Origin of the sequence: Vescimonas coprocola (genome assembly GCF_018408575.1) — a bacterium.
GTDB lineage: Bacteria > Bacillota > Clostridia > Oscillospirales > Oscillospiraceae > Vescimonas > Vescimonas coprocola.
This window is the reverse complement of sequence record NZ_AP023418.1, coordinates 1,538,926-1,557,076: the sequence shown is the minus strand read 5'-3', so window position 1 is coordinate 1,557,076 and position 18,151 is coordinate 1,538,926. Positions and strand designations below refer to the sequence as shown.

Sequence of the window (18,151 nt, the reverse complement as noted above, 5' to 3'; positions counted from 1 at the left end):
GGGCACCGCTTTCTTAGTCCGTCAGGACCAACAAAACGACGCCCAAATCTCTGTGATTCTTTTTTGAGAAAAATACCGCTGCCAGCCGGAAAAATCGCCGCTGAAAAAGGGCGCTGGCTGAACGCATCTGCATGAAACAGGAAAACGCCCGGTTCGAATCGGGGCAGACGCTCTGAAACAGCGATTTGCATCTATGGTTTGAAAGAAAAAATCCGGGCCTGAAAAAGCCCGGAAACGGTTGATGCGCCTGACTTTTCGCCAGACGCATCTATACCGTTTAGTTAATATGGAGGTGACACCCAGATTTGAACTGGGGAATGAGGGTTTTGCAGACCCTTGCCTTACCACTTGGCTATGTCACCGGATAAGAGAAAACGGCGAGGTTCGCCGTTTTCTCTGTTTTTGGAGCGGGCGACGAGGCTCGAACTCGCTACCTCGACCTTGGCAAGGTCGCGCTCTACCAGATGAGCTACGCCCGCAGATGACGCCGATATTTCAGCGTCATGGTGCCTCCGGTCGGAGTCGAACCAACGACACGCGGATTTTCAGTCCGCTGCTCTACCAACTGAGCTACAGAGGCATATGGCGACCAAGATGGGGCTCGAACCCACGACCTCCAGCGTGACAGGCTGGCGTTCTAACCAACTGAACTACTTGGCCGTATCATGGTGGGAACAACTGGACTCGAACCAGTGACCCCCTGCTTGTAAGGCAGGTGCTCTAACCAGCTGAGCTATGCTCCCGTCCTTGCCGCCGGAAGGGCTTACCATCGCAACGGCAAGGATAATTATACTAAAAACCGGCCGCCATGTCAACAGGAAAATCAGATTTTTTCAATCTTTTTTCTCAAGGCTCTGGATCAGCCCCTCCAGCTCCGGGCCGGAGAAGTGGTACACCCGGTCGCAGAATTGACACGTCAGGTCGCAGGAGCCTTGCTCGGCCAGAATGGCGGAGAGTTCGTCCCGACCCAGTGACAGCAGCGCCCGCTCGATGCGCTCCCGGCTGCACCCGCAGCGGTACTCCACAGGCTCCTGCTCCAGCACCTTCACCTCGAAGTCCGACAGCACCGCCCGCAGCATGGCCTCCGGGTCGGGATCCTTTTCCAGAATGGCGGAGACGTTGCCGGCGGCCATGATACCGCCCTCCACCTTAGCGATGGTGTCCTCCCCGGCGCCGGGCATCAGCTGGATCAGATAGCCACCGGCGGCCTTGACGCTCTGATTCCGGTCAATGAGCACCCCCAGAGCGCAGGCGGTGGGGATCTGCTCGGACTCCACGAAGTAGGCGGCGATGTCCTCGGCGATCTCGCCTCCCAGCAGGTTCACGGTACCCACATAGGGCTCCTTCATGTGCAGGTCCTTGATGACCGTCAGGGAGCCCTCCTGTCCCACGGCCCCACCCACGTCCAGCTTGCCGTCGGGGCGCAGGGGCAACTCCGTCTGAGGGTTGGTGACGTAGCCACGGACGTTGCCGTCGGAGTCGGATACTGCCAGAATGGTACCCAAGGGGCCGCTGCCCTTGATCTGGAGGGTCAGGCTGGCACCGTGGCCCTTCAGGGCGTTGCCCATCATGGAGGCTCCGGCCAGTGTCCGGCCCAAGGCGGCGGTGGCCACCGGCAGGGTCTTGTGGATCTGCCGGGCCCGCTCCGTCAGGTCACGGCTGCTGATAGCGGCGGCCTGCACCAGACCGTCGGATGTAATGGCACGCAAAATATGATCGCTCATGAAAATGACCTCACTCTCTGATACAGGAAAAATAGATCCGCTGCTCGTTTTCCGTGGGACGGCGCAGCTTTCCGTCGCCCCAAGTGCGGATATCGTTGAAACCGGCAGCCCTCAGCCAGCCGGTGAGCTCCTCTGTGGTATAGGCCCGCTGCCGGTGGATCTCCAGCTCCCGCTGCCATGCGCCGTCCCGGCGGCGGTCGAAGAGATCCATGTAATAGGTACACAGTCCCCGGTGATACTCCGTGCGCCAGACGCAGTAGGTGTCCTCCGTCTCGTCCAGAAAGACCTGTCCATCCAGCGCCGCCAGCTTGGCCACGGTATTGATGTCGAACACCAGCGGCCCGCCGGGGGCGATGAACAGGTGCAGCCGCCGGAAGGTGCGCTGCACATCGGCGGGGCGGGTGAGATAGTTCAGGCTGTCCAGACAGCAGATGGCGGCATCCACCGTGCCGTAAAGATCCAGCTGGGGCATGGACTGGTGCAGGAAGATGGGGGGGATGCCCTCCACCTGTCCGCTTTTCTCCATGGCGGCGGCCAGCATCTCCTCGGAGCCGTCCACGCCGATGAGCTCATAGCCCCGGTCTGTCAGCAGCCACGTCATGGTGCCGGTGCCGCAGGCCAGATCCAGCACCGTGTGGACGGGGATACGGCTGCGGCGGAAGAGCTTTTCCAGAAAGTCCGCCCGCTTCTCGTAGCCTACGTCGGTGGTCAGGGCATCGTAGGACGCCGCAAGCCCCTCATAGCTGCTCATCATGACCGCCCTCCTTCATCTTGCCCAGCACACTGACGTAGCCGCCGGTCCCGTTGAGGAGAGCCCGGTTCACCCGACTGATGGTGGCGCTGGAGGCGCCGGTGCGCTCCAGTATGTCGCTGTACACCATGCCCTCGCTGAGCAGGGTGGCTACCTCGTAGCGCTGCTCCATGGAGCGCAGCTCGGCAATGGTACACAGGTCCTGAAAGAAGGCATAGCACTCCTCCTCCGTTTCCAGAGCCAGAATGGCCCGGTACAGCCGCTCGTTTTTCTCCTTGGTGGCGATGGTGGTCTTGTGCGCCATGGAACATTCCTCCGTTTCTGTTGGATGTACTTTCATATTGTATCATGGTAACGTATGAAAGTAAACGGGCGGCGGAAACTTTTTTGCACCTGCGGTGCCGGGGGTGCATAGAGTGGAGGGTAGGATACGAGAGGAGGGCTGGCTGTGGCTGTGACCGTTGAACCTGTTTTTCCGCCCCAAGTGCTGACTTGGGAGGAACTGCCGCTGCTGACAGTGGAGGCAGAGCTGCCCCATTGGGAGGGAAGGCGGGCCTTCTGCCGGTATTATGCAGCGTGGGGCAGGGGGCTGCTGGACTATGGCCGCCGGGTGCTGTTGCCGCAGCTGGCGGAGCGATGTCGGAGGGCTTTGGAACAGGGCGGGATGCTGCCGCTGACTACGGCGGCCCTCCGCAGCCGTATCGTTCGGGAGACGGAGCATGGTGTGAGCATCTGCACGGAGCTTACGGGACCGTGGCCGTACCGCTGCCGGGGCGATGTGTGGGCGGAGGGACTGCCGGTGGGGGTGGGGGAGTGCTTCCCGCCCCATACGCCGTGGCACCGCCGTCTGCGGGAGACGGCGCAAGAGCGGGGGCTGGTCCTGCACCCCGGCGATTTCTGGTTGGGGGAAGAGGGACTGCTCCTGCCGGGGAGCCGTCCCAGCGGGGGATACGAGGTGGTGTGTTTGCCCTACGACCCGGAGCTGGGGCCGCTGGATCCACTTGGGCCGTGATGGGCTGGCAACGACTACATGAACGAGTCTATTGACGGCATTACCATCACCGTCTACGCCACCCAGGACACCGTGGAGGGCGACAGCTTCAACAACACCTATGACGAGAACGCCACTTACCCTGTGGTGAACGTTACGGAACTGAAGGAGGCTCTGACCAACGGCGGCATTTGGTATACTGTGGTTGCTGAGTAATTCCCTGCATCAAAAAGAGCGCTCTCCCCGGAATGGGGAGAGCGCTCTTTTGATGTGTGAGGTTATTCCCACTCCGTTTTGAATATCTCCTCACCCATAAAAATGAGTGTCATAGGTATCTTATACGGCGGTTATTCCTTCCGTTACCAGTCTGATTTTGCGAGAAAAACTTTTTTGTGTACCCGTCGTGTACCTCAAAATCAGGTATCTCACTCGTATCAATATTTGTTGGCAACAGAGGAACAACCTTGTTTCTCTATAGGCTATATGAATATTATACTACAAAAGGCGCAAAAATCAATAGTTTGCTGCCTGAGCGGTGCAGTTCCATTTGGTTCTGCACCGCTTTTCCTGTTTCAAGGAGGAAACAACCATGTCAGAGTATCAATTAGAATTAAAACAAATCGTGGATTACCCACGCTGCCGGATCTACCGGCAATTTATCGGGCTGCTGATGAAGGATAAAAGCATCCGTGTCGGCGGCACATCGGGGCTTTACCATTTCACGGTGCTGTCCTGCTTTGCAAACTTCCGTACTTCCTATAAACGGATCGATGGAATCAGCTACACGATCTATCCCGGCGAATGGCTCTGCCGTGTGAGCGAGCTAACCGAGTGGTTCCGCACTCGCTTTCAGCATCAGGCACTTGCCATTCTCAGGGAGCTGCAGGACAGACACCTTATCACCTATACGCTGCTCGGCCGGGGCAGGCTGGTGAAATTCAAAATCAAAGGATGGTGCAAATACAACAGAGTTTTAGAGTACAACGCCCCGTGCCAGAAGGATACTGGCTTCTTCTTTCTGCCGATCTCGGTTGCCAATGAATTGGTCAGCGCCGGCCGCTGTTCGGAAATGGACGCTATGCTGGATCTGTGGATCAACACCGTATACAACGACACGCAGGTGCAAGGCTCAGAGGTCGGTCCCGTCGTGTATATGAGAAACGGCACCGGAAGCCCACTCATCGGGTATGCGGAGCTTGCACAGCGCTGGGGCGTGTCCAAGGCGACGGCAGGACGCTATCTCCGCAAAATGCAGGAGCTCGACTATCTATCTATGGTCGCATTCCCCGGAACGCACGGCACGGCTATCTACCTCAAGCAATATCTTTCGACCATGTTCCAGATTTCCGATGTGATGATCGACAAAGATGAGGTGGCAATGTCGCTTAATATCCATATTCAGATGGACGAAGAAACGGAGGAAGGTAGCGTGTCAGAAAACAGTTCCGGCGTTTCAAAATCGCACACGGAGATTATTCTGCAAAAAGCGGCAAAAATCCTTGCTGCACAAGGCTTTCCTTGCTTTTCATGCCCAAGGCTCCAGTGTAAGTTATTACCCTTATCCGACGATTGCAGGAAAGCATTTATTCATGTCTGTGATCTCCGGAAACTGAAAGACTATCGCTATTTGCTTGTGCTGTCGTGCAAGGATTCCACAGAGATATTCCAGTTTGAGGTACGGCTGTCGCCCGTAACCGTGAAGGAGGTGTGACCGATGAAAAAGCAACCGGAACAGATGCCGGAAGACCAAAGATTTCACGATACCTACCTGCTTCTGAAAAAATACCGGGATGTGGTGTGGGGTTTGGAGCTGTCGGTGCAGCAGGTCAAACGACGGTTTCAGATGGAGGTTGGCAGCAGTATCGAGGACTTTTTGGAGTCCATCTACCTTGCCGGTGTGGATTTCTCGGATAACGGCATCGAAGAACAGGCCAGAAGCATTGAAAAAAGCTATCAAATGCTGAAGTTGCTGGAAGTCTCGGTCAATATCATGCGAAACAAGCATAAACACGGCGAGATGTATTATTGGCTGCTTTATTACAGCTACCTTTCGCCCCAGCAGTATCGGAGCGTTGATGAGATTATTGAAATGATCCGACCCCATGTGTCCGACATCAGCGAACGCACCTTTTTCCGCAGGCGAAAGAATGCTGTGGAGGCTCTTTCTTCAATCTTGTGGGGCTATACTTCCCGGGATAGTTTGAGTCTTATGGAGCAATTTTTTCCCGATAAATAGCGTTGGCAGCAAATCGGCGGTCAATGGCAGTATATTGGCAGTGTTTTGCTATTGTGGCGCAAATCCGTATGTGCTATAATGTGTATGCTCAAAACTGTATCAAGTGCCGACAAGGGCAAAACAGACACCATTTTTTCGATGGTGTTTTTTTGTTGCCCTGATTGGCACGACCGCACAAGCCGCCCCATTTCTCGGGGCGGCTTAGTATTTTTTCAAGGAGGTACACAGTGAAAAATCAACTGAAAACCACAAAGCCGAAGGACCGAAAGGATCGCCGCCATATCAACTGGGGGCGTTTTCTTTTTGCCGGGTTCCTCAGCGTCACGATGCTGGCGGCAAACACGATGCCCGCCTTTGCGGCGACAACGGTATGGGAAAAGGCAAACGAGATCATGAAGGATGTGTATACGCAGATTCTCACGATCTCTACCATTGCCGCCGTTGTGACCGCCGCTATCGCACTTCTGATGATGAATTTCTCCAAATCGGGACGGACGGTTGACGAAGCCCGTGCCTGGCTGAAGCGTATCATCATCACCTGGGCGATCCTTAACGGTCTCGGCTTCATTATGGCCTATATCACTCCCTTCTTCTCCGGCGGCAAGTGGAACGGGTAATCGTTCCCGCCAAAATGAAAGGAGGTCGATGTCTTGGGCATACTTGACGGAATCGTAGAGTGGATCGCAGAACAGGTCATGAACGGACTGGACCTTATCAACACCTCAGTTTTGGGCGCACTGGGCTGTAATATGAGCACCTTCAATCGGTATTTTCCTGCGGCAGAGACGATGTATAAAATATTCGTCGCTCTGGCGATTGGGCTTATCCTGCTTAATTGGGTGTGGCAGCTCTTTAAGAATTACGGACTTTCCGCCGGCATTGAAGCGGAGGATCCCGTAAAACTTTCCATCCGTTCAATACTCTTTATTCTCCTTGCCTACTTTGCGGACGAGATCGTAAATATCATACTGAAAATCGGAGGAACACCCTATCAGTGGATACTCAATTCCGAATTACCGCCGCTTGACTTTGCCAGCTTCAATTCCGTTTTCCTGACGATACTCGGCGTATGTGCAAGCGGCACGGTGGCATTGATTGCACTGATCCTCATACTGATTCTGGCTTGGAATTACATCAAACTGCTGTTTGAAGCGGCGGAGCGCTATGTGCTGCTCGGTGTGCTGGTGTTTACCGCACCGGTTGCCTTTGCCATGGGCGCATCGCAGACCACTTCCAATATCTTTAAGAGTTGGTGCCGTATGTTCGGCGGCCAGGTATTTCTGCTGCTGATGAACGCCTGGTGCCTGCGGCTCTTTACCAGTATGGTGGGACAGTTCCTCTCCAACCCTTTGGCACTTTAAGGAGGAACGATGAAAAGAAAACATAAAATACTCATTACCCTGCTTGCCGTTGCCGTGACCGTTTCGCTTACAACTGTTCCGGCGTTTGCTTTGACCGAAAGCGAAGTGCAGGATCAGGTAAACGCCGTCGGGAAAGAAGTTGTTACCGGAAACCTCTTCGTGTGGTTTCTGTGTGCGATTGCCTTTTTGAAGGTATCGCAGAAAATCGACAGCTTTATGTCTTCCCTCGGCATCAATGTCGGACACACCGGCGGCTCTATGCTGGCTGAGGCGATGATCGCTATGCGTGGAATCGGAACGGCGAGGACTTTTGCCGGTAGAGGCGGTTCCGGCGGAAGTTCCTCCGGTAGTGGCGGAGGCAACACCTTTATGAAAGGCGGGCTTTCCGGCGTTGTAAGCCGAAAGGTCACAAACACCGCTATCAACAATGCAAACGGCTCAAAAAGCGGCGGTCTCGGCGGTATGGCATTCAATTCCTCGCTCAGTAAGGGCGGCGGTTTTGCCAACAGCGTGATCGGCAAGATCGCAACCGGTAATATTTCTTCTACCGGCTCTATTTCCGGTGAAAGCGCTGCAGACTCTCTTATGTCCTATATGGGATATACGGCGCTCGGGCCGGATGCGGAAAGTGTTCCATCCTTTTCAGATGTAGAGATCGGCGGCGGACATATCTTCGCAACCGAAACAAATGACGAGCACCCGGAGGGCATTGCTATGGGAATGTATCACACCGACCAGTATATGCCGCCCGAAGGAGAATACACGACCGTCACGGCTGCGGACGGCACCTCTTGGTATAAGCAATATGCAACGGATACCGTAGAGAGAAAGCCACACAAAGCAGACGACGGCAGTATCGTCTATGAGGAAAGCCTTGTCAAAAGGCTGCCGAAGGCTCCCTGGCGAAAGGATAAGATCTGATGGCGGATAACAGTCGTCCGGTTGCTGAACCGTTGCAGAAAAGCGCACAGGCCGCACAAGCGGTGCGAGGTGCTGTTAAAACCGGAAAAGCCATTGCCGGTGCCGCCAAAGGTGCAGCTGCCGGAGGCGTGTGGGGTGCCGTTGCCGGCTTTGCTTGGGAAAATCGGAAGTTTGTCGGGAAGGTCATCATTGCGGCGACCGCCGTGCTGATGATCCCGATCCTTATTCTGTGTATGCTCCCCGGAATCATATTCGGAGGCTTCGGCAATTCTCATTCTCCGGCCGACCCCGATACGCCGATCATGAACAGCAGTGCGGCAATCGACAGTAATCTGGTCGAGATCTCTACTGCCGTGAGCTGCGTGCTGTCCGAGGCGCTTACCGATACGCTGACCGCCATAGAAAACGATTATGCTGCCTGCACCGCTGACGGCAAAGAGGTCATAAACCCTTATGAAAGCTCACCGAATTTTAACGCCAATCTGTTTGTCGGACAATACTGTGCGGCAAAGAATGAGGATTATGCCGCTGTGTCTGTGTCGGATATGGAATCCATGCTGCGCAGCGGCAAGGACAAGCTCTATTCCTATACCAAAAAGGAAGAAGAACGCACAGTTGAAACGGTCACGACCTCGGTAACGGTGGATGCCTCGACCGGCAAAGAAACAACAACGGAGACCGTAACGACAACCACGGAAAAGTGGATCATTTATACGGTTTCCTACAACGGCGAAGCCTACTTTGCCGATGAGGTATTCCATCTGACCGCCGAGCAGAAAGACCTTGCTGACGATTATGCGTATAACCTCAGCCTATTCCTCGGAGACAGTATGTTCCAGGGGCTTCCTGCCGGGTATACAACAGTTTCTTCGCTTGGCAATATCCGCTTTACGGACGGACAAACCGCAGTCGTCTATTTCAATCAGCTGGACGAACGTTATGCGGGGCAACCGTATGGCACTGACAATATCGGCGGCTACGGCTGTGGGCCTACGGCGATGTCGATCGTTGTATCCTCGCTGGCAAACGATACCGTTGACCCCATCGAGATGGCAAGATGGTCGTATGAAAACGGCTATTGGTGTTCGGGCAGCGGCTCTTATCATGCGCTGATCCCTGCTGCCGCAAAAGCATGGGGATTGAATGTTGAAGGCTGCTCGGCTTCGGACGGGCAGAAAATTGCAGACGCTCTGGCTGACGGTAAATTAGTGGTTGCCATTATGCTGAAGGGACATTTCACAAGCTCCGGCCACTTTATCGTCCTGCGTGGCGTAAAGGACGGGAAAATACTTGTAGCCGATCCGGCAAGTTACGACCGAAGCAGTATGGAGTGGGATCTGTCCATCATTCTGAATGAGGCAAGCACCCACGCCGGAGCCGGCGGACCTTTTTGGATCATTGGATAGAAAAGAGGAAAATCATGTGGACAACAATAGCGTTTCTTATCGGAGGTGCAGTTGGCTGCGTGTTCATGTGCCTGTTTCAGATAAATTGGCACGAGGCGCAGGAAGAATACCGTATCACCGATAAAGAATCGGGAAAACAAGAAGGAGGCTTTGATGAGCAAAAACAGTGAACATCACGATACCTACATCATCCCTCCGAATTTTATCGAGGGCAGCACCTTATTCGGAGGGATGTTCAAAATACGGAATGTGATCGAGGCCGGCGTACTTGCCGCAGCGGTAGGTGTGCCGGTATTCTCCCTTGACCTTTCGCTCACCGTCCGTATTATCATTCTTTGCCTGACGGCACTGCCGCTCGCCTTATTTGCGCTGATGGGCATTGCTGGCGAGCCGCTTTCTTCGTATATCATTGCCTTTTTCAAGTGGCTCAAGAACCGCCGTGTGGTCGGTAAGACGGAGCCGAAAGAGGAAAGGAAGAAGCCGAAACCGAAAAAAGAAAAGCAGCCTGCGCCGGAAAACGAGTCGATGCTATCGGAGATCGCCGGTGTTATCCGCAAGCAGTCGGCAAAGAAAAAGCATACCGAGGAACCCCGGGCGGCGGAAACACCGAAACAGAAGAAGCCGCACCGCAGAAGCAAAGCGGACTCGCCCTTTCTCAACCCCGTAGCGGAGTATCTGCCGATTGAAAAGATTGCAAACGGCATTATCTACACCAAGGATCACCGGTATATCAAGCTGATTGAGGTGGTACCGATCAATTTTCTGCTCCGAAGTGCCAGAGAACAGCGGAGCATTATCTACTCCTTTATCAGCTATCTGAAGATCAGCCCGGTCAAGATCCAGTTTAAGGTGCTGACAAAGCGTGCGGACCTCAATAAACACACCGAGATCGTGCATCGTGAAATGGAAGCTGAAACCGATCCAAACTGTCGGGTCTTACAGGAGGATTACCTAAAGCTCATCAATCAGATCGGATCCCGTGAGGCGACAACCCGCCGCTTCTTTGTCGCTTTTGAATATGAGCAGGTCGGGCGGCGCAGCAGCAATGAAGAGGCCGATGCCATTGCCTCGCTGCAAACCGCCGCAAGGACGGCGGCAAACTATTTGAAGCAATGCGGCAATGAGGTGCTGACGCCGGAAAACGAAGACGAATTCACAGTGGATGTGCTGTATAACATCCTCTGCCGCCAGGAAAGCTCGGACATTCCTCTTCCGCAAAGAGTGCAGGATGTCGTTTCAAGCTATATTGCGGCAGGAAAGGATACGGACGCCATTCCGTGTACGGAGTTTTTTGCACCGCAGACGCTGGACTTTACCCACGCCAAATACATTTGCGTGGACGGGCAATATCGGTCATATCTTTTGATCCCATCCTACGGCTACAAATCACAAGTGGCGGCCGGTTGGCTGAGCCTGCTTGTCAATGCCGGCGACGGGATCGACATCGACCTGTTTCTGACCCGTCAGCCGAAGGAGCGTATGGTGAACAAGCTCGGTCAGCAGCTTCGTATCAACCGTTCCAAAATCCGAGAAGCCAGTGATACCAACAGCGACTTTGACGATCTGGACGGCGCTATCCGCAGCGGGTACTTTTTGAAGGAGGGGCTTTCCAACAACGAGGATTTTTACTATATGAACATCCTCATTACGATGACCGCCGACAACGCCGAGGATCTGGAATGGCGTGAGTGTGAAATGCGGAAGCTGCTTATCTCGCAGGATCTCAATATCGTGTCCTGCTCATTTCGGGAAGAACAAGGCTTTTTGTCATCGCTGCCGCTGACAAATCTGGAAAAGCATCTGTATGAGCGCTCCAAGCGCAATGTGCTGACAAGCGGGGCTGCAAGCTGCTATCCCTTTACCGCTTATGAGTTGAGCGATGACAATGGCATTTTGCTCGGCGTCAACAAATATAACAATTCCCTTGTGATCGTGGATATTTTCAATTCCGCAGCCTATAAGAACGCCAACATTGCAATCATGGGGACCAGCGGCGCAGGCAAAACCTTCACCTTGCAGCTGATGGCATTGCGGATGCGGCGAAAAGGCACCCAGGTATTCATCATTGCTCCGCTGAAAGGGCACGAATTTCTGCGTGCCTGCCGCAATACGGGCGGCGAGTTCATTCAGATCTCTCCGGCATCGAAAAACTGCATCAATGTCATGGAGATACGCAAGACCGATCGGTCGGTGGATGAACTGCTGGACGGCGCTCCGATTGAGAAATCGGAGCTTGCCGCCAAAATTCAGCAGCTGCACATCTTTTTCAGCCTGCTGATCCCCGACATCACTCACGAAGAACGGCAGCTTTTGGATGAAGCCCTGATCAAGACCTACAATGCCAAGGGGATCACCCATGACAATGACACGCTCAAAGACCCAGACAATCCCGACCGTTACAGAGAAATGCCGATTTTGGGTGACCTGTATGATATTCTCTTGATCGCACCCGAAACCAAACGTCTGGCAAATATCCTCAACCGCTTGGTACACGGCTCGGCCAGCACCTTTAACCAGCGCACCAATGTCAACCTGGATAATAAATACACGGTGCTGGATATTTCCGAGCTGTCCGGTGATCTGCTGACGGCGGGAATGTTCGTTGCACTCGATTATGTGTGGGATAAGGCAAAGCAAAACCGCACCGTAGAAAAGACCATCTTCATCGACGAATGCTGGGCGCTGATCGGCGGCTCTGCCAACCGGCTTGCCGCAAACTTTGTTCTGGAAATCGCCAAGATCATCCGTGGCTATGGCGGCAGCGCCGTTTTTGCTACGCAGGACCTCAACGATTTCTTTGCTCTCGACGACGGAAAATACGGCAAAGGCATCATCAACAACTGCAAGACCAAAATCGTCCTCAATCTTGAAGACGAGGAGGCGCAGCGGGTACAGAGTATTTTACATCTGTCCGAGGCGGAGGTCATGGAAATCACGCACTTTGAGCGTGGCAACGGGCTGATTAGCACCAACAACAATAATATCACGGTCGAGTTTCGGTGCAGTGACTTGGAGAAAAGCCTGATCACGACCGACCGCCGTGAGCTGCAGGAACTGGTCGAACAGAAAAAACGGTAATACCGACCGAATACGGAATTTATACGCATTAAGGTGTCATTGCGGATTTAATACGCTTTTAATGCGTATAGAAAGGAGACCAAAATGAAAACGCGAGCAGAGATATACAGCAAAGAGGCTGCAGATATACTGCGGAATATCACGACCTATCACTATATGCGGCACGATCAGCTTTTGCGGCTCTATCCGGGAAAGGAAGAAAAAATTGATAATCTTCTGTCCTTCTTTCTAAGGCAGGGACGAATCTTTCGGGATGAACATTCCGGTTTATATCACGATGGCACCGAAGCCCACGCCGACAAGGAAATGCTGGCGGCGCTTTGGGTGCTGACGGATTTTATCGACCGGGTGGACTACCACTCTTCCACGGACTTTCCGGTAAAGCTGATTTTTATTGCCGACGGCGAACTGTACGAGGTCATCTATGTAGAAACAGGCGGCGAGGCCCTGATCGAGCACGCCGTTGCCAAGCAGCCGGACGATGCAGAAAAACGCATCGTCATCGTAGAAAGCGCCGAGCAGATCGGCAAGCTGAACATCCCCGATGTGACGGCGTACTGCACCGTGGATATGAACACCGGCGCTGTTCAGTATTATAAGCAGGAATAGGAGGACCGCATTGGATAGAACAAGTATTTCAAGACGAATCGGAAGCATCAAGGGCGACATAGAAAAGCTGTCAAACACCCTTTGTGCCATCGAAAAGACGGATATAGAAAACTATCCAGACAATTACGCTATGCTGACTACCGATGCCGCATTACGCAGCGAACTTATCGCCTGCCGTATGCGGCATTTGTTATACGGCTCAACGGCCACACGGAAGGAAACCTATCTCGCCTCTGCCGGTGTGGTGCAAGGTATCCGCATTAAGGCGCAGGAGAATATGCTGGAGATCACGCTGCCGTGCCTGCTGCCTAAACGAAAGCAGCGGCAAAGCACGGAATTTCTGATCGACCCGTTGTATTTCACCCTGAGCCAGTATTCGGACAACAATGAGCTGCCGAAGTTCCGGCAGTGCGTTGTGTGTTTTTCGCATATTTACAGTGAGAAATTCCATAACCGCCGGGTACGGGACTACGACAACCTGGAGCTCAAACAGCTTTTGGATGTGTTGTCTACTTTCATTATGGTAGACGATACCGGCCTTTTGGTAGATGCCTATAACACAACGGAGATCGGTGAAGCAGATTGCACCCGCATTTCCGTAATGGCAAAAGAGGACTTCCCGAAGTGGCTGAATGAACGGGAAAAGAGCCTGAAAACCATATCGGATTTTTAGCGGTTGGTGGGCGAAAATTTCACGATACGGTGCGGCAAGACAAAAATGCCCGTAAATCAAGGCTTTTTCAGCCGTGCCAAAGCCGAAAAACTACCCGGGTTATCAGCAACCTCGGTAATATTCAAAGCAAAAGGAGGTGGTGCGCTATGCGCTGCACAAACGGTCTGCCGGATAAGCAGACGGTGGGCTACACGCTGCTTGAACTTGTTGCCATATCCGGCGAGCTTCCGGCCAATCAACTCTGCCGACTCCCGGGCGGCGACAGTTATAAGCTGAATGTTGTCCGTGCTCTCAAATCGCAAAAGCTGCTGCGGACTTATTACCGTGACGGTGTGCGTGGATACAGGCTGACGGCCTCGGCCAAGAAAGCCCTTTGCCGTGATGTTCCCGAACGCTTTTCCTTTTCGCTGTCCGGCTCGGCTGAGACCAATCTGGTGAAAAGCGAGATCACACGCCGCCTGCGCCTTCACCGTGTGGCTGAAGCGACACTGACAATGAAAAATGCCGGTGTGCTGATTTTTCGAGACGAAAAGCCGGATGTCTTTTCTCCCGAATGGGAGAAAACCGATTCTCTCTCCATAACGGCTCCGGCATTTTATACCTCGCGGGAGATCAAGGAGATGGGAACGGTATTTGCTAAGATCCGCGGCGCCCGTTCGGTTGGCGTGCTACTCACCCCGGCCGATGTGTTCGTGGTCTATGACCTCGGCAATTCTCTGATGAAATGGGAGTACAAATCCGAAATGAGGACAAAGGCGCTGATGAAAACGGTGCTGTGCCGGGAGCGCCTGCCGCACCAGTATCCGCCCGAAGCGGTACAGGGACTTCTGCTGGCAGACAGTATGGAGCAAGCCTATGACATTCTCAAAGAGAACGAGGGACGGCAGTATTTTATCCTTGACGGAAATTATGAGCATTTCTATTTTCTCACAAACGACCGCAAGGGAGAACGGCTGTTGAGCCTGCTATGCAGCAGGGCGCTGACAGAACAGCTCACGGATATTCTGTATGCTGACCTGTACGAATGTGATTTTGCAGGCAACTTGGAATGCGACGCCGCCGACCGAGACGGCGAGCCGGTGCTGCTCTCTTTCTTTTGCGATCTGCCCCGTATCAAGCGATTTGACACGGCGTTGCAGCTGCAAAACAAGTGCGGCACGCTGATCTGCTTTGACTCCCAACGGGAGGCGCTGGAGCGCTATTGCAGCGACCGGGTAAAATTTCAGACCATTGACTTTGAGAAATGGGAAAGGAGCTTTTTTGAGTAAGAAGAAAAGACTGTTTGGCATATTGCTGGCGCTTCCGCCGCTTCTGCTGGGACTGCTCTACGGCGGCGGATATATTGCCCAGTTTATGCGCAATTATCATGAGTGGGAGGCTGCCGGCGGAACGCCCGGCAACGGAACTTCACCCACCGTGCCGTCCTTTGCTGTCAGCGAGTGCCTGCGTGCCATTTTTACTATGCCATACGGCATAGTCGGCATTCTCATTTGCGTGGGAGCGCTGGTGCTGCTCATCGTTATGGTCATGCGTATGGGCTACAGTGAAACCGGCGAATACGACAAGGACCGTAACTTCATCTATTCCAAGAAGGGCACCTACGGCACATCCGGCTTTATGAGCGAAAAGGAAGCCGAGGAGATATTTGACTTACGGACGAGCCTTAAAAACCATAACGGCACGATCTTCGGGCTGCTGAACGGGCGGTATGTGTGTATGCCGGAGGAAAGTATGCTCAACAAAAATGTGGCGGTGTACGGTGCCAGCGGCAGCATGAAAACGAGGGCTTACTGTATCAACCGCATTTTGCAGGCGACCGTTCCGAACAAGGACGGAAAAATGGAATCGCTGATCATTTGCGACCCGAAATCCGAGCTGTACGAAAAGACCAGCGAGCTGCTGCGCAAGACGCATACCGTTAAGGTGTTCAATCTGGTGTGCCCTGAAAATTCAGACTCGTGGAATTGCCTTGCGGAGATCGAGGGCGATGAACTGATGGCACAGCGCTTTTGCGATGTCATTATTAAAAACACCGGCTCGGAACGGGGCGACCACTTCTGGGACAGCGCCGAAATGAATCTGCTCAAAGCGTTGGTCCTTTATGTGGAACAAGGGTATCTGCCCGAGCGGAAGAATATCGGGCAGGTCTATCGGCTGCTGACCCACTGTGACGAAAAAGAGCTGAACAGCCTGTTCAATATGCTGCCGTCCTCACATCCGGCGAAAGCCCCTTACGCCATTTTTCAGCAGGCGTCCGACACCGTGCGCAGCGGCGTGATTATCGGCCTTGGCTCAAGACTGCAGGTGTTCCAGAACAAATCCATCTGCAATATGACTGCCTTTGACGAGATCGATATGGAGCTGCCGGGACAGCAGCCCTGCGCTTATTTCTGTATTACCAGCGACCAGGACAGTACCTTCGACTTTTTATCATCGTTGTTTCTGTCCTTTGTTTTTATCAAGCTGGTGCGCTATGCAGACAAAAACTGCGAGGGCGGCAAGCTGCCTATCCCCGTTCATGTGCTCGGTGAAGAATTGACGGCCTGCGGCGTTATTCCAGACCTCAGCCGAAAAATCAGCGTGATACGCTCCCGAAACATCAGCATGAGCTGCGTGTTCCAGAACCTTGCCGGACTTCAGAACCGATACCCGCTGAACCAATGGCAGGAGATCCTCGGCAACAGTGATGTGCAGCTTTTTCTCGGCTGCGTGGATGAGCTGACGGCAAAGTACATCAGCGACCGCTCCGGCGAGGTTTCCGTGCATGTGCAGAGCAAGGCAAAGCAGCTCGGCACTTGGCGGATTTCCAACTACACACCGGAATACAGAGAGACCAGCGGCGTCGGCAAGCGAAAGCTGCTGACGATGGATGAGGTCTTGCGGCTGCCGATCAGCAAGGCGCTCATCATTATTCGAGGCCGCAAGCTATTGCAGGTAGACAAATGCGATTACACAGAGCACCCGGAAAGCAAAAAGATGATCTCCTGCAAGGCTTCTGCACATATACCTGAGTGGCAAAAACAGCAACCGAAGGAGGTGGAAGAAGTATCGCCTGCGCCGATCAAAAAACCGGGCAGAAAGAAAAAAACGCCGGCATCCAATGTGGTGCCGACCGACAAAGACAGTATCATGTCCAAAAACTAAAGGAGGAACAACCTATGCCTAAGAAAAAAGAAGAGCCGGAAGTTGCCGCTGCGGTGGAAACGACCGAAAGCGCTGCGGAGGTGACCGATATTGAGCCCGTTCCCGTCGAACCTGCCGCCGAAGTATCTGCCGAGCCGATCGAGCCGGCAGCTGAAGAGCCACCGAAGCCCAAACGCACCCGCAAAAAGAAAACGGATGCCGTGGATGAGGAAGCTTTACCCGAGCCTCAACCGGCTGCCCCCAAGGAGACCGCCGCAAAGAAAAAAGAAACCGCCGCAGCGGATCGGCAGAATAAGCCGAAGGCAGATCCTATTCTGACGCTGGAAGTCGGCGGTGAAGTTACGACCGAGACACATGAGATGGACGCCGCATGGCACGAGATCCTGACTTCCAACCGCTCGCACCGCATCCTGACCGGAATGCTCGGCGGCGTGGAAGAAACGGAAGCCGGGAAAACGCTCGCCGTTGTAGATTACAAGGGCTTTCGTGTAGTCATCCCGCTAAAGGAAATGCTTGTGAAGCTGGAAAAGAACCTCAAAGGCACAGAGTATACCGAAATGATCCGCCGCCAGAACAAGCTGCTCAGCAATATGTTGGGCTGCGAGATCGACTTCATTGTAAAGGGCGTGGATCAGAAGACACGCACCGTTGTGGCAAGCCGCAAGGAAGCGATGCTCAAAAAGCGGCAGGTCTTTTACATGAATCAGGATACCTCCGGCGCATACCGCATCTATGAGGGACGCACCGTGCAGGCCCGTGTGATTGCCGTGGCGGAAAAGGCAGTACGCATCGAAGCCTTCGGCGTGGAGTGCTCGATCATGGCACGGGACCTGTCCTGGGATTGGATCGGGGATGCCAACGACCGTTTTTCTGTCGGGGATCAGATCCTCGTCCGTATTCTGGAGGTCAACCGTGATAGCTTGGAGGAGCTTTCCATCCGTGCCGATGTAAAAAGTGTATCCGAGAACACCAACCGCACCTATCTGAAGCAGTGTCGGGTGCAAAGCAAGTATGCCGGCAAGGTGACAGATGTGCATAAGGGCGTGGTGTATGTCCGACTGAATAACGGAGCCAACGCCATTGCTCACACCTGCCTCGACCGGCGCACGCCCGGCAAGAAAGACGATGTTTCTTTTGCCGTGACGCACATTGATGAAGACCGTGGCGTGGCGGTCGGAATCATCACCCGTATTATCAAGCAGCATCTGTAGTCTGTTGAAAAACGGTGAGCGCAGGTCGTATAAAAAGAGCAAGGCG

Annotated in this window: 18 protein-coding genes and 5 tRNA genes; 15 read left to right on the top strand and 8 right to left on the bottom strand. The window is 53.7% G+C overall.

The annotated features are described in order from the left end of the window. Window positions 1–287: 287 nt before the first annotated feature. The 8 genes from KJS28_RS07685 to KJS28_RS07650 form a co-directional block, all read right to left on the bottom strand. Window positions 288–362: transfer RNA gene (locus tag KJS28_RS07685), tRNA-Cys, on the bottom strand. 41 nt (window positions 363–403) lie between these two features. Continuing rightward, a tRNA-Gly gene (locus tag KJS28_RS07680) sits at window positions 404–479 on the bottom strand. Window positions 480–504: 25 nt separating this feature from the next. Further along, a tRNA-Phe gene (locus tag KJS28_RS07675) sits at window positions 505–580 on the bottom strand. Between the two features lie 3 nt (window positions 581–583). Continuing rightward, window positions 584–660: transfer RNA gene (locus KJS28_RS07670), tRNA-Asp, on the bottom strand. 6 nt (window positions 661–666) lie between these two features. Then, window positions 667–743 (bottom strand) — tRNA-Val (locus KJS28_RS07665). 90 nt (window positions 744–833) lie between these two features. Further along, complete coding sequence (hslO, locus tag KJS28_RS07660) at window positions 834–1,724, bottom strand: Hsp33 family molecular chaperone HslO (protein WP_213540430.1); 891 nt, start codon at window positions 1,722–1,724, stop codon at window positions 834–836. A gap of 10 nt (window positions 1,725–1,734) precedes the next feature. Then, window positions 1,735–2,478, bottom strand: a complete 744-nt coding sequence (locus KJS28_RS07655) for a class I SAM-dependent DNA methyltransferase (RefSeq protein ID WP_228298354.1) — start codon at window positions 2,476–2,478, stop codon at window positions 1,735–1,737. Further along, window positions 2,462–2,779, bottom strand: a complete 318-nt coding sequence (locus KJS28_RS07650; RefSeq protein ID WP_213540429.1) for a YerC/YecD family TrpR-related protein — start codon at window positions 2,777–2,779, stop codon at window positions 2,462–2,464. The genes KJS28_RS07655 and KJS28_RS07650 overlap by 17 nt, the downstream gene beginning before the upstream one ends. A gap of 144 nt (window positions 2,780–2,923) precedes the next feature. On the opposite strand from KJS28_RS07650, the gene KJS28_RS07645 reads away from it, so the two are divergent. From KJS28_RS07645 to KJS28_RS07575, 15 genes are all read left to right on the top strand, one after another. Next, entirely contained in the window at window positions 2,924–3,487 is a 564-nt protein-coding gene (locus KJS28_RS07645; protein WP_213540428.1) for an amino acid kinase family protein, read from the top strand. Window positions 3,488–3,505: 18 nt separating this feature from the next. Further along, a complete protein-coding gene (locus KJS28_RS07640) occupies window positions 3,506–3,682 on the top strand; it encodes a hypothetical protein (RefSeq protein ID WP_213540427.1) in 177 nt (58 codons plus the stop codon). A gap of 373 nt (window positions 3,683–4,055) precedes the next feature. After that, complete coding sequence (locus KJS28_RS07635; RefSeq protein ID WP_212819614.1) at window positions 4,056–5,177, top strand: MarR family transcriptional regulator; 1,122 nt, start codon at window positions 4,056–4,058, stop codon at window positions 5,175–5,177. Between the two features lie 3 nt (window positions 5,178–5,180). After that, complete coding sequence (locus KJS28_RS07630; RefSeq protein WP_212819612.1) at window positions 5,181–5,702, top strand: hypothetical protein; 522 nt, start codon at window positions 5,181–5,183, stop codon at window positions 5,700–5,702. Window positions 5,703–5,929: 227 nt separating this feature from the next. After that, on the top strand, window positions 5,930–6,319 hold the full coding sequence (locus KJS28_RS07625; RefSeq protein ID WP_456243474.1) for a fimbrial protein: 390 nt from the start codon (window positions 5,930–5,932) through the stop codon (window positions 6,317–6,319). A 33-nt stretch (window positions 6,320–6,352) separates the two neighbouring features. Continuing rightward, on the top strand, window positions 6,353–7,063 hold the full coding sequence (locus KJS28_RS07620) for a hypothetical protein (protein ID WP_212819610.1): 711 nt from the start codon (window positions 6,353–6,355) through the stop codon (window positions 7,061–7,063). 9 nt (window positions 7,064–7,072) lie between these two features. Continuing rightward, the gene (locus KJS28_RS07615; RefSeq protein ID WP_212819608.1) at window positions 7,073–7,984 is read left to right on the top strand and encodes a hypothetical protein; all 912 of its coding nucleotides are present in this window, start codon (window positions 7,073–7,075) and stop codon (window positions 7,982–7,984) included. Next, a complete protein-coding gene (locus KJS28_RS07610) occupies window positions 7,984–9,390 on the top strand; it encodes a C39 family peptidase (RefSeq protein WP_212819606.1) in 1,407 nt (468 codons plus the stop codon). Before KJS28_RS07615 ends, KJS28_RS07610 begins: the two co-directional genes overlap by 1 nt. A gap of 14 nt (window positions 9,391–9,404) precedes the next feature. Next, complete coding sequence (locus KJS28_RS07605) at window positions 9,405–9,560, top strand: hypothetical protein (RefSeq protein WP_212819604.1); 156 nt, start codon at window positions 9,405–9,407, stop codon at window positions 9,558–9,560. Continuing rightward, entirely contained in the window at window positions 9,544–12,468 is a 2,925-nt protein-coding gene (locus KJS28_RS07600; protein WP_212819602.1) for a VirB4 family type IV secretion system protein, read from the top strand. The genes KJS28_RS07605 and KJS28_RS07600 overlap by 17 nt, the downstream gene beginning before the upstream one ends. 84 nt (window positions 12,469–12,552) lie before the next feature. Next, window positions 12,553–13,077, top strand: a complete 525-nt coding sequence (locus tag KJS28_RS07595; protein WP_213540426.1) for a DUF5697 family protein — start codon at window positions 12,553–12,555, stop codon at window positions 13,075–13,077. A gap of 10 nt (window positions 13,078–13,087) precedes the next feature. Beyond that, window positions 13,088–13,750 (top strand): DUF6100 family protein, encoded by a 663-nt coding sequence (locus KJS28_RS07590; RefSeq protein WP_212819598.1) that lies wholly within the window; start codon window positions 13,088–13,090, stop codon window positions 13,748–13,750. 29 nt (window positions 13,751–13,779) lie between these two features. Beyond that, window positions 13,780–15,018 (top strand): hypothetical protein, encoded by a 1,239-nt coding sequence (locus KJS28_RS07585; protein ID WP_324614705.1) that lies wholly within the window; start codon window positions 13,780–13,782, stop codon window positions 15,016–15,018. Beyond that, a complete protein-coding gene (locus KJS28_RS07580; RefSeq protein WP_407701742.1) occupies window positions 15,011–16,894 on the top strand; it encodes a VirD4-like conjugal transfer protein, CD1115 family in 1,884 nt (627 codons plus the stop codon). Before KJS28_RS07585 ends, KJS28_RS07580 begins: the two co-directional genes overlap by 8 nt. Continuing rightward, window positions 16,798–18,105, top strand: coding sequence for a S1 RNA-binding domain-containing protein (locus KJS28_RS07575; protein WP_228298475.1), 1,308 nt, complete (start codon window positions 16,798–16,800; stop codon window positions 18,103–18,105). Before KJS28_RS07580 ends, KJS28_RS07575 begins: the two co-directional genes overlap by 97 nt. Window positions 18,106–18,151: the final 46 nt, after the last annotated feature.

Excerpts from the sequence above, each read along its gene's own strand:
- hslO (WP_213540430.1), bottom strand. The coding sequence starts at position 1,724 with ATGAGCGATCATATTTTGCGTGCCATTACATCCGACGGTCTGGTGCAG.
- KJS28_RS07655 (WP_228298354.1), bottom strand. The coding sequence starts at position 2,478 with ATGATGAGCAGCTATGAGGGGCTTGCGGCGTCCTACGATGCCCTGACC.
- KJS28_RS07650 (WP_213540429.1), bottom strand. The coding sequence starts at position 2,779 with ATGGCGCACAAGACCACCATCGCCACCAAGGAGAAAAACGAGCGGCTG.
- KJS28_RS07640 (WP_213540427.1), top strand. The coding sequence starts at position 3,506 with ATGAACGAGTCTATTGACGGCATTACCATCACCGTCTACGCCACCCAG.
- KJS28_RS07635 (WP_212819614.1), top strand. The coding sequence starts at position 4,056 with ATGTCAGAGTATCAATTAGAATTAAAACAAATCGTGGATTACCCACGC.
- KJS28_RS07630 (WP_212819612.1), top strand. The coding sequence starts at position 5,181 with ATGAAAAAGCAACCGGAACAGATGCCGGAAGACCAAAGATTTCACGAT.
- KJS28_RS07615 (WP_212819608.1), top strand. The coding sequence starts at position 7,073 with ATGAAAAGAAAACATAAAATACTCATTACCCTGCTTGCCGTTGCCGTG.
- KJS28_RS07610 (WP_212819606.1), top strand. The coding sequence starts at position 7,984 with ATGGCGGATAACAGTCGTCCGGTTGCTGAACCGTTGCAGAAAAGCGCA.
- KJS28_RS07605 (WP_212819604.1), top strand. The coding sequence starts at position 9,405 with ATGTGGACAACAATAGCGTTTCTTATCGGAGGTGCAGTTGGCTGCGTG.
- KJS28_RS07600 (WP_212819602.1), top strand. The coding sequence starts at position 9,544 with ATGAGCAAAAACAGTGAACATCACGATACCTACATCATCCCTCCGAAT.
- KJS28_RS07595 (WP_213540426.1), top strand. The coding sequence starts at position 12,553 with ATGAAAACGCGAGCAGAGATATACAGCAAAGAGGCTGCAGATATACTG.